Source organism: Herbaspirillum sp. YR522 (assembly GCF_000282575.1).
Lineage (GTDB): Bacteria > Pseudomonadota > Gammaproteobacteria > Burkholderiales > Burkholderiaceae_D > Herbaspirillum.
Map to the genome: position 1 here is coordinate 1 of NZ_AKJA01000073.1, position 10,705 is coordinate 10,705.

Consider the following 10,705-nt stretch of genomic DNA (forward strand, 5'->3'; position numbering starts at 1 on the left):
ACTTGCCTTTTGCCATTTTAGACTCCTAACTATTTGATGAGAATGTCCAGGCAATACGCCCGACTGATTGCTGACTTGCCCCAGCGAAACGACTCAAGATACTGGTGCCCTTGACGTGGATTGAACACGTGGCCTCTCCCTTACCAAGGGAGTGCTCTACCACTGAGCTACAAGGGCATTTCTGCCGACCGCACAACATCCAAACATGCAGCCAGCCAAAACTTGGAGCGGGTGAAGGGAATCGAACCCTCGTCATAAGCTTGGAAGGCTTCAGCTCTACCATTGAGCTACACCCGCGAGGACCAACCTTCACTTCACATCCGCCGGATCTCTCGATCTCGGACTTCGTTCTGCTTTCCCGCTAAATGGTGGAGAGGGCTGGATTCGAACCAGCGTACTCGTAAGAGGGCAGATTTACAGTCTGCTGCCATTAACCACTCGGCCACCTCTCCGCGCAGGGAACGCAAAACTATAGATGAACATCTTTCGGAAGTCAACAATAAATATCGAAATACTTATATTTTGTCGACACAAGCGATAGTTGCCCGGTGGAATGACGCAGCTACGTTTTTTCGAATCTTCAGACTATTTTTGACTGCGACTCAACCGGCCTTTCATTCCAGGGCGCAATTCTAGGCAACATCAGCATTCCAGGCAAGGCAAGAACGAAACAAATGATGAAAAAAATCAGCCAACCGGTCTCGGCCACCACAAATCCGACCGAAGAATTGACGAAAGTGCGGGGTACCGCCATCAAACTGGTGAACAGGGCGAACTGGGTGGCGGTATAACGGGGATCGGTCTCGCGCATGATATAGGCCACGAACGCCGCCGTGCCCAGGCCCACGCCGAATGCCTCGAACCCGATCACCAGCGCCAGCGACGGGGTATCGGCGCCCACATGCGCCAGCCAGGCAAAGCCGAGGATGGCCACCGCCTGGATCACCCCGAACACCCACAGCGCGCGGTTGATGCCCAGCCGTACCATCCAGATCCCGCCCAGGATGCCGCCGGCCACGCTGGCCCACAGGCTGGTGGTCTTGGACACGACGCCGATCTCGGTCATCGAGAAGCCGAGGTCGATATAGAACTTGGTGGCCAGTGCCGTAGCCATGCTGTCGCCCAGCTTGTAGAGGAAGATGAAGCCCAGCACCCACAGCGCATGCCCCCAGCCGCCGCGCGTGATGAATTCGCGAAACGGCAGCACCACGGCTTCGGTGAGGTTCTTGGGCGGCGCGCCGTAGACCTTGGGCTCCTTGACCAGCAGCGAACAGAGCAACCCCGGCAGCATGAAGGCGGCGGTGATCCAGAATACCTCGGCCCACGGCATGCGATCGGCCAGTACCAGCGACAGCGCGCCCGGCACCATGCCCGAGAGCTTGTAGGCGTTGACGTGGATGGCGCTGCCCAGGCCGAGCTCGTCGTCGGGCAGGATCTCGCGCCGGAAGGCGTCGATGGCGATGTCCTGGCTGGCCGACAGGAAGGCGATGACCGAGGCCATGAAGGCGATGGTCGAGACCTGCGACAGCGGATCGAGCATGCCCAGCACGCCGATCGACAGCACCAGCAGCACCTGGGTCGACAGCATCCAGCCGCGACGGCGGCCGACGCGGCCGAAGTGAAACCGGTCCATCAGGGGCGACCAGACGAACTTCCAGGTGTAGGGAAACATCACCAGGGCGAACAGGCCGAGCGTCTTGACGTTCAGGCCGGCCTTGGCCAGCCAGGCCTGCAACAGCGACAGCAGGATGAACAGCGGCAGGCCGGAGGAGAAGCCGAGGAAGACGCAGATCATCATGCGCCGGTTGAGATACTGGCGCCACGAGACAGCAGAAGAGGTCATGTTCGGAAAAAGGAAGCGAAACGTTGGGCCGCGCCGGGAATGCTATTTCTTGCGCAGCCGGAAGACCGCAACACTACCACGCCAGTTGGGCAGGTAGCGCACCGGCTTGCCATCCTTGAGCGCCACGCATTCCAGCACCTCCAGACCGACATCGTTGGCCAGCGCCTCGAAATCCCTGATCGTGGCACAGCGCAGGTTGGGGGTGTCGTACCACTGGTAAGGCAGCGTCTTGGACACCGGCATGCGCCCGCGCAGCAGCGCCACCCGGTGCGGCCAGTAGGCGAAGTTGGGGAACGATACGGTGACTTCGCGGCCGACCCGGGCGATCTCGCGCAAGGTGCCCTCGACGTCCTTGACCATCTGCAGCGCCGACAGGCACAGCACCGCATCGAAGGCATTGTCCTCGAACATCGCCAGGCCACCGTTGAGATCCTGCTGGATCACCGATACATTGCGGGCCACGCATTCGGGGATCTTGTCGTCATCGATCTCGATCCCGTAGCCGACGCAGCGCTTGTCGCTCTGCAGGTAATCCATCATCACGCCGTCGCCACAGCCCAGGTCGAGCACATTGGCCTCCTCGCGCACCCAATGTGCGATAAAAGCCAGGTCGGGGCGCAGGGCGCTCAATTCGTCGAAGGTCATGCCCGTGCCTCTTGTGCCAGTTCGTTCCAGATGCGTTGATAGTATTGCCGTACCACGTTCATGTAGCGGGGATCGTCCAGCAGGAAGGCGTCATGCCCGTGCGGGGCGTCGATTTCGGCGTAGCTGACACGGCGCCGGTTGGCCACCAGCGCCTGCACCATCTCGCGACTGCGCTCCGGCGAGAAGCGCCAGTCGGTGGTAAACGACACCAGCAGGAAACCGGCGCGGGTAGCGGCGAAGGCGCGTGCCAGGTCGCCATCGAACTGGCGCGCGGGGTCGAAATAGTCGAGCGCCTTGGTGATCAGCAGATAGGTATTGGCGTCGAAGTAGGTCGAGAACTTGTCACCCTGGTAACGCAGGTAGGATTCGATCTCGAAATCGATGCCATAGCCGAACTGGTAACTGCCCGAGCGCAGGTCGCGACCGAATTTCTCGGCCATGTCGTCATCCGACAGGTACGTGATGTGGCCGACCATGCGCGCCACGCGCAACCCGTTCTTGGGCACCACGCCATGGGCATAGAAGTCGCCGCCATGGTAGTCCGGATCGGTCAGGATCGCCTGCCGCGCCACATCGTTGAACGCAATGTTCTGTGCCGACAGCTTGGGGGTCGACGCGATCACCAGGCAATGCCGCAAGCGGTCCGGGAACATCATGCTCCAGGCCAGCGCCTGCATGCCGCCCAGCGAGCCGCCCATGACCGCGGCAAACTGGGTGATGCCCAGCACGTCGGCCAGGCGCGCCTGGGCGCTGACCCAGTCTTCCACCGTCACCACCGGGAACTCGGCGCCATAGGGCTTGCCGGTGGCCGGGTTGCGGTGCATCGGGCCGGTCGAGCCGAAACAGGACCCCAGGTTGTTGACACCGATGACGAAGAACCGGTCGGTGTCGAGCGGCTTGCCGGGACCGACCATGTTGTCCCACCAACCGACATTGTCCGGCTCGTCGGCATAGATACCGGCCACGTGATGCGACGCATTGAGTGCGTGGCACACCAGCACCGCGTTGGACTTGTCGGCGTTGAGGGTGCCGTAGGTTTCATAAGTCAGCGAATAGTCGGCCAGGGTGGCTCCCCCTTGCAAGGGAAGCGGTTCGGCAAACTGCATGACCTGGGGCGATACGATTCCGATCGACATTGATGGCTTTGCTTGAGTGGCAAGGCATCCGCGCGCCGAGGGTCCGGGCACGGATGAGCGCTGGCGTCAGCGTAGGGTATCCACCGGCTTGCCGGCAACAAAAAAGCCCGGAAGCATTGCTTGCGGGCTCGTCTTGGGAGAAATGATCCAAGCTCGCTTTAGCCGCATTTATATGGGAGGTCAGTCCCGGCGCCCGCAAGCTGAGGTTGGTGAAACCATTCAAATCGGCGCAGTGATGCAAGAATACCCAACTCGGCAGGGTTGGTCAAACCGACAGCCGTGTCAGGCCTGCTTGCCGGCCCACCCGATTACCGGCGCCGCGCCACCTTCACCTCGATCGGCTCGGGCTCGGCGGTGAGCGCCTGCAGCTGGGCCATCGCCGCGGCGATGGCAGCCGGCTCGGTGGCGCGCATGACCTTCTTGACCTGGGGTTCCAGCAAGCGCAGGTCGCTGTTGAGGATTTCATTCTTGACCGACAACAACTGCGCCGGATGCATCGAGAACTCCAGCAGCCCCATGCCCAGCAGCAGGCGGGTCCACTTGACGTCGCCGGCCATTTCGCCGCAGACAGATACCGGGATGCCGGCCCGGCGCCCCTGCGCGATCACCGTCGAGAGCAGGAACAGCACCGCCGGATGCAACGGATCGTACAGGTGCGCCACCTCGTGATCGACGCGGTCGATCGCCAGCGCATACTGGATCAGGTCGTTGGTGCCGATCGACAGGAAATCCAGGCGCTTGATGAACAATGGCAGCGCCAGTGCCGCAGCCGGTATCTCGATCATGGCGCCCACCGGGATGTCCTCGTCGAACTTCTGCCTGCGATCGCGCAGCTGCTGCTTGGCTTGCTCGATCATGCCCAGGGTGTGGTCGATCTCGAAGGCGTGCGCCAGCATCGGGATGAGCAGCTTGATCGGGCCGAACGCCGAGGCGCGCAGGATCGCGCGCAGCTGGGTCAGGAACATCTGCGGCTCCGACAGGCAATAGCGGATCGCCCGCAAACCCAGCGCCGGATTCAAGGCGGTCTGCTCATCTTCGTCCAGCGGCTTGTCGGCGCCGACGTCGAGCGTACGTATCGTCACCGGGCGGCCCTTCATGGCCACCACCGCCTGCTTGTAGGACGTGAACTGTTGCTCCTCGGATGGAAACTTCTCGACGTGGCCGGCCCGTCCCATGAACAGGAACTCGGAACGGAACAGCCCCACGCCGACCGCGCCCGCCTCGAAGGCGGCGGCGCTGTCGCCGGGCAGTTCGATGTTGGCCAGCAGCGTGATGGGTTCGCCGTCCTGGGTGACCGCCGGCGTCTTCTTGAGCCGCATGAGCTTCTTGCGCTCGCGCAGCATGCGTTCCTGGCGGGCGCGGTACTGGGCCAGCACCAGCGGCGAAGGATCGACGATCACCACCCCGGCGTCGCCGTCGATGATCAGCACGTCGTCATGCTTGACCAGCACCGACGCGTTGGGCATACCGACCGCCGCCGGGATGTCGAGGCTGCGGGCGACGATGGCGGTATGCGAATTGGGGCCGCCCAGGTCGGTCACGAAACCGGCAAAGGTGCCATCGCGAAATTGCAGCATGTCGGCCGGCGAAATGTCGTGGGCCACCACGATGATGCTGGGGGCGGCCTCGCCATTGGTCGGTGGCAACTGGATGGCGCTGCCGGTGAGCACCTTCAGTATCCGCTCGCCGACCTGCTGGATGTCGGCCTTGCGCTCACGCAGGTAGGGGTCTTCGATTTCGTCGAACTGGGCCGATAATTCGTCGATCTGGGTCACCAGGGCCCATTCGGCGTTGTAGTAGCGATGCCGGATGATGTTCTGCGGTACCTCCGACAGCATCGGGTCCGACAGGATCAGCGAATGCACGTCGATGAACGCGCCCAGCTCGGCCGGCGCGTCCTTGGGCAATTCGTTGCGGATGGTATGCAGCTCCTGGTGCACCGCCTTGATCGCATCGCGCAGGCGCTGCACCTCGGCCTCGACCTGGTCGGGCGCGATCAGGTAATGTTTGACGTCGAGCGCCGCCGGCGCCAACAAGTGGGCACGCCCAATGGCGATGCCCTTGGACACCGCTATTCCGTGTAAGCTGAATGAAGCCATCGCGTTATCTCCTGCCTGGTTTTCTTATTCCGCCTTCTGTGTCTCGCGCGGTAGCTTCGACGACGTTACCGAACAATGGCATCTTTGGCAATCCGTGCGATTGCGGAGAAAGCACCATCCAACACCAGCGGACCGGCAGTCCCACCAAAAGGTTACCTGCAAACGTGATCAGGCCGTGCATCAGCACATCGACGGCACGGCTTCACAGCCGGGGCATCGCAAGAAACGTTCCAGGCGGATTGCTGCGATGCGCAAGCCCGGAACCGGCCGCGGCCTACTGGCCTTCGCCGAACTTGTCGTTGATCAGTGCCTCGAGCGCGTCGAGCGCGTCCTGCTCGTCTTCACCAGTGGTTTCCAGCAGCACCACGCTGCCCTTGCCGGCGGCCAGCATCATGACGCCCATGATCGACTTGGCGTTGACGCGGCGCTTGTTGAAGGTCATCCAGACCTCACTCTTGAACTTGCTGGCGAGCTGGGTAAATTTGGCGGAGGCACGCGCATGCAGGCCGAGCTTATTGACGATCTCTAATTCTTTTTGAATCATTTTTTTCTTTCTTCAGCTTTGCTTGTTCAATCCGTCTCAGGCCGAGCTGGCCAGCCGGATCCGGTTGTCGACCCGTACCGCGCCGTTCTGGCCGCCGGCCAATGCCATCTCGACCACCACGTCCAGCGTGTCGTTGCGATAGGTCAGCGCCCGCAACAGCATCGGCAGGCTGATGCCGGCGATCACCTGCACGTTCTCGAGTCCGCACAGGAAACCGGTACAGTTCGAGGGCGTCCCGCCCATCACATCGGTGATCACCAGCACGCCGCTGCCGTCATCGAGACGCTTGACCGCTTCGATGGCCAGCTTCTGCACGTCGGCCGGATTCTGGTCGGCGATCACGTCAATGGCCTCGATACGTTCGGGCGCGCTGCGGAACACATGCGTGGCCGCCGCCAGGAATGCCTGCCCCAGCGGGGCGTGCGTCAATAGAATGATACCGACCATGGATTTGTTGCCATCGAATGCGACGCGCTTTGCCCCGAGCAGCCCGTCATGCTCTACCGAACCCATTTTACGCACCTGCGGCCGCGCCCACTGCCGCCTCCAGCGCATCGACGAACATCGCCGCCACGTCGAACCCGGTCTGCTGGGTGATTTCCTGGAAGCAGGTGGGACTGGTCACGTTGATCTCGGTAAGGTAGTCGCCGATGGCGTCCAGTCCCACCAGCAGCAGACCCCGCGCAAACAGGATCGGCGCCAGCGCCTGGCCGATCTCCAGGTCCCGTGCCGACGCCGGCTGGGCGCGCCCCAGGCCGCCGGCGGCCAGGTTGCCCCGCACCTCGCCCCCCTGGGGGATGCGCGCCAGCACATTGGGTACCACCTTGCCACCGATCAGCAGTATGCGCTTGTCGCCGGCGCTGATCTGGGGAATAAAACGCTGCGCCATGATCGTGCGTTGACCGTTGTCGGTCAGCGTTTCGATAATGGCGCCCAGGTTCATGCCATCATCCCTGACCCGGAAGATGCCCATGCCGCCCATGCCATCGAGCGGCTTGAGGATCACGTCGCGATGCTCGGCATGAAAGGCGCGCAACCGCTTCTCGTCGCGCGTGACCAGGGTCGGCGCCGTATATTGCGGGAACTGGGCAATCGCCAGCTTCTCATTGTGGCTACGGATCGCCTCGGGCTTGTTGAATACCCGCGCTCCCTGCTTCTCGGCCAACTCGAGCAGGTAGGTGGTGTAGATGTATTCCATGTCGAACGGCGGATCCTTGCGCACGATCACCGCATCGAACTCCGACAGGAACACCGATGCCGGCTTGTCGGCACGATACCAGTCGTCCTCTTCGCCGGTCAGCGTGACCTTGAAGGCGGCGGCGGTGACCAGGCCACTCTCGAGCACCAGGTCGGACTGCTCGAAGGCATAGATGACGTGGCCGCGACGAGCGGCCTCGCGCATCATGGCAAAGGTCGAGTCCTTGTAGGTCTTGAAGGTCGCGAGCGGATCGGCGAGAAAGGCGATTTTCATGTTGCTTGGAGTCCTGTCCTGGAGGCTGGCACGGCGCCGCCTCAATATACTTCCGGGTTGGGGTCGGTCTTTTCCATTTCCAGCGACGCCGCCAGCAACGCCAGCCGGGCCACGACGCCGTACATGTAGAAGCGGTTGGGGGCCGTGGTGCCGGGCTTGGCCAGCATGTCCGGCAACGCATGCTGCTGGGCGAATGCCAACGGCACGAAATGCGCGCCGGGGGCGTTGAGATTCTCGTTGACGTCGCGGTCCGCATGCACCCGGTAGAAGCCGCCCACCACGTAGCGGTCGATCATGTACACCACCGGCTCGGCCACCGCCTCGTTGATGCGCTCGAACGAATGCACGCCTTCCTGTACCACCAGCTCGGAGACTTCCAGGCCTTCCTTGCCGACCAGCAACCTGGTGCGCTGCTTGCGGCTGAAATCCTTGACCTCGCTGGCATCCTTGACCGTCATGATGCCCATGCCATAAGTGCCGGCGTTGGCCTTGACGATCACGAAGGGCTGTTCCTTGATGCCGTATTCCTTGTATTTCTTGCGAATCTTCGACAACAGTGCCGAGACGCTGTCGGCCAGCGCATCGCTGCCGCTGTTTTCCTGCAGGTCGACATCGCCCACGCGGGCGTACAGCGGATTGAGCATCCACGGGTCGACCTCGACCATCTTGGCGAATTTCTTGCAGATGTCGTCGTAGGCGGCAAAGTGATTACTCTTGCGACGCAGCGCCCAACCGGCGTGCAGCGGCGGCAGCAGGCTCTGCTCGTGCAGCCCCTCCAGCACCGACGGAATCCCGATCGACAGGTCGTTGTTGAGCAGCACGGTACAGGGGTCGAAGTTCTTCAGGCCGACCCGGCGGCCATTATTGGACCGTTCCAGCGGCTCGAGCTTGATGCTGGTGCCATCGGGCAACTCGATCTCGCGCGACTTGGTCACGCCCGGCGCCAGGGTCCCCAGGCGCACGTTGAGCCCGGTCTGCCGGAAGATCTGCATCAAGCGGCCGATGTTTTGCAGGTAGAAGGTGTTGCCGGTGTGGTTCTCGGGAATCAGCAGCAGGTTCTTGGCGTCCGGGCAATACTTCTCGATCGCGGCCATGGCCGCCTGCACCGCCAGCGGCAGCATCTCGGGCGAGAGGTTGTTGAAACCGCCCGGGAACAGGTTGGTGTCGACCGGCGCCAGCTTGAAGCCGGCGTTGCGCAGGTCGACCGAGCAATAGAAGGGTGGCGTGTGCTCTTGCCATTCCATGCGGAACCAGCGTTCGATGGCCGGCGTGGCACCCAGTATTTTCTTCTCGAGCTCCAGCAGGGGGCCATTCAGAGCGGTGACGAGATGGGGGACCATATAAACCTTAACGATATGTAAATGCCGGCGGCGTATGCTGATTTTAGCGGATTCCTGAAATCGTGTTGCATCGCGCAAGACACACCGTTGCCGCCAGGCACGGAGGGAGCGGATCTGGTAGATGGCGGCGCCTCACCGCATTTAAAGAGCCCGACTCATTTACTCGGGATTGGGCTGGCTTGCGAACGTAAAAAAGGCGCCCCGCGGGGCGCCTTGCAAAGGGACCGTTGCCGGTCCCGAAGGAATAGACCTTTGATCGGATCAGTGGTAGGCCGATTCGCCGTGGCTGGAGATATCCAGGCCTTCGCGCTCTTCCTCTTCGGTCACCCGCAGGCCGATGACGACATCGACGATCTTGAAGGCGATGAACGACACCACGCCCGACAGGACCAGCGTGGTCAACACGCCCTGGAACTGGATCCAGACCTGGCCACCGATGGAGTAATCCGGCGACACGGCGTTGGCGACGTAGTCATAGATACCGGTGCCGCCCAGGCTTGGGGCCGCGAACACACCCGTCAGCAGGGCGCCCAGGATACCGCCCACGCCGTGGACACCGAACACGTCCAGCGCATCGTCGGCGCCCAGCATCTTCTTGAGGCCAGTCACACCCCACAGGCACAGCAGGCCAGCGATCAGGCCGATGACGACGGCACCGATCACACCCACGAAGCCGGCCGCCGGCGTGATCGCCACCAGGCCAGCGACGGCACCCGAGGCGCCACCCAGCATCGAAGGCTTGCCCTTGCCGATCCACTCGCCGAAGCTCCACGACAGCACTGCCGCAGCGGTTGCCAGGATGGTATTGATGAAGGCCACGGCAGCACCGCCGTTGGCTTCCAGGCCCGAACCGGCGTTGAAGCCGAACCAGCCGAACCACAGCAGCGAAGCACCGACCATGGTCAGGGTCAGGCTATGCGGCTTGAAGGCTTCCTTGCCGAAACCGACGCGCTTGCCGATGACGTAGGCACCCACCAGGCCAGCGACGGCGGCATTGATGTGCACCACGGTGCCGCCGGCGTAATCCAGCGCGCCCTTCTGGAACAGCCAACCCGAGATCGCAGTCGCCTTTTCAGCGGCAGCGGCGTCGGTGAAGGCGTCCGGACCTGGCCAGAACCAGACCATGTGCGCCATCGGCAGGTAAGAGAAGGTGAACCACAGGATCGAGAACAGGATCACGGCCGAGAACTTGATGCGTTCGGCGAAGGAACCGATGATCAGCGCCACGGTGATGGCGGCGAAGGCGCCCTGGAAGGCCACGAACACCAATTCCGGAATGACCACGCCCTTGCTGAAGGTGGCGGCGTTGGAGTCACCCGTCAAGCCATGCAGGAACAGTCGGTCGAAGCCGCCGAAGAACGCGCTGCCCTCGGTGAATGCGATGCTGTAGCCGTACACGAACCACAGGATGTAGATCAGCGAGAAGATCATGAAGCACTGCATTAGCACTGACAGCATGTTCTTGCTGCGCACCAGGCCGCCGTAGAACAAGCCCAGGCCAGGCAGGGTCATGAGGATCACGAATGCCGTACACACCAGCATCCATGCGGTGTCGCCCTTGTTTGGAACCGGCGCCGGGGCGGCGGCAGCTGCGGCCGGTGCTGCAGGCGCGGCAGCCGCAGGAGCG

At 62.4% G+C, this 10,705-nt stretch carries 9 protein-coding genes and 3 tRNA genes; all 12 read right to left on the minus strand.

The window, feature by feature from the left end:
- Positions 1-102 precede the first annotated feature (102 nt).
- A tRNA-Thr gene (locus PMI40_RS11285) sits at positions 103-177 on the minus strand.
- 46 nt (positions 178-223) lie between these two features.
- Positions 224-297: transfer RNA gene (locus tag PMI40_RS11290), tRNA-Gly, on the minus strand.
- A 69-nt stretch (positions 298-366) separates the two neighbouring features.
- A tRNA-Tyr gene (locus PMI40_RS11295) sits at positions 367-452 on the minus strand.
- A 128-nt stretch (positions 453-580) separates the two neighbouring features.
- Entirely contained in the window at positions 581-1,843 is a 1,263-nt protein-coding gene (locus tag PMI40_RS11300) for an AmpG family muropeptide MFS transporter (RefSeq protein WP_008115314.1), read from the minus strand.
- Positions 1,844-1,885: 42 nt separating this feature from the next.
- Positions 1,886-2,488, minus strand: coding sequence for a methionine biosynthesis protein MetW (gene metW / locus PMI40_RS11305; protein WP_008115316.1), 603 nt, complete (start codon positions 2,486-2,488; stop codon positions 1,886-1,888).
- Positions 2,485-3,624, minus strand: coding sequence for a homoserine O-acetyltransferase (locus tag PMI40_RS11310; RefSeq protein WP_008115318.1), 1,140 nt, complete (start codon positions 3,622-3,624; stop codon positions 2,485-2,487). Before PMI40_RS11310 ends, metW begins: the two co-directional genes overlap by 4 nt.
- A 308-nt stretch (positions 3,625-3,932) precedes the next feature.
- Positions 3,933-5,723 (minus strand): phosphoenolpyruvate--protein phosphotransferase, encoded by a 1,791-nt coding sequence (ptsP, locus tag PMI40_RS11315; protein WP_008115319.1) that lies wholly within the window; start codon positions 5,721-5,723, stop codon positions 3,933-3,935.
- Positions 5,724-5,997: 274 nt separating this feature from the next.
- On the minus strand, positions 5,998-6,267 hold the full coding sequence (locus tag PMI40_RS11320; RefSeq protein ID WP_008115321.1) for an HPr family phosphocarrier protein: 270 nt from the start codon (positions 6,265-6,267) through the stop codon (positions 5,998-6,000).
- 36 nt (positions 6,268-6,303) lie between these two features.
- A complete protein-coding gene (locus PMI40_RS11325; RefSeq protein WP_193365691.1) occupies positions 6,304-6,714 on the minus strand; it encodes a PTS sugar transporter subunit IIA in 411 nt (136 codons plus the stop codon).
- A gap of 67 nt (positions 6,715-6,781) precedes the next feature.
- Entirely contained in the window at positions 6,782-7,738 is a 957-nt protein-coding gene (gshB, locus tag PMI40_RS11330; protein ID WP_008115325.1) for a glutathione synthase, read from the minus strand.
- A gap of 41 nt (positions 7,739-7,779) precedes the next feature.
- The gene (gene gshA / locus PMI40_RS11335) at positions 7,780-9,078 is read right to left on the minus strand and encodes a glutamate--cysteine ligase (protein ID WP_008115327.1); all 1,299 of its coding nucleotides are present in this window, start codon (positions 9,076-9,078) and stop codon (positions 7,780-7,782) included.
- A gap of 261 nt (positions 9,079-9,339) precedes the next feature.
- On the minus strand, positions 9,340-10,705 hold a 1,366-nt coding region (locus tag PMI40_RS11340), incomplete at its 5' end, for an ammonium transporter (protein ID WP_008115328.1).

Excerpts from the sequence above, each read along its gene's own strand:
- ptsP (WP_008115319.1), bottom strand. The coding sequence starts at position 5,723 with ATGGCTTCATTCAGCTTACACGGAATAGCGGTGTCCAAGGGCATCGCC.
- PMI40_RS11300 (WP_008115314.1), bottom strand. The coding sequence starts at position 1,843 with ATGACCTCTTCTGCTGTCTCGTGGCGCCAGTATCTCAACCGGCGCATG.
- gshB (WP_008115325.1), bottom strand. The coding sequence starts at position 7,738 with ATGAAAATCGCCTTTCTCGCCGATCCGCTCGCGACCTTCAAGACCTAC.
- PMI40_RS11320 (WP_008115321.1), bottom strand. The coding sequence starts at position 6,267 with ATGATTCAAAAAGAATTAGAGATCGTCAATAAGCTCGGCCTGCATGCG.
- PMI40_RS11310 (WP_008115318.1), bottom strand. The coding sequence starts at position 3,624 with ATGTCGATCGGAATCGTATCGCCCCAGGTCATGCAGTTTGCCGAACCG.
- PMI40_RS11325 (WP_193365691.1), bottom strand. The coding sequence starts at position 6,714 with ATGGTCGGTATCATTCTATTGACGCACGCCCCGCTGGGGCAGGCATTC.
- gshA (WP_008115327.1), bottom strand. The coding sequence starts at position 9,078 with ATGGTCCCCCATCTCGTCACCGCTCTGAATGGCCCCCTGCTGGAGCTC.
- metW (WP_008115316.1), bottom strand. The coding sequence starts at position 2,488 with ATGACCTTCGACGAATTGAGCGCCCTGCGCCCCGACCTGGCTTTTATC.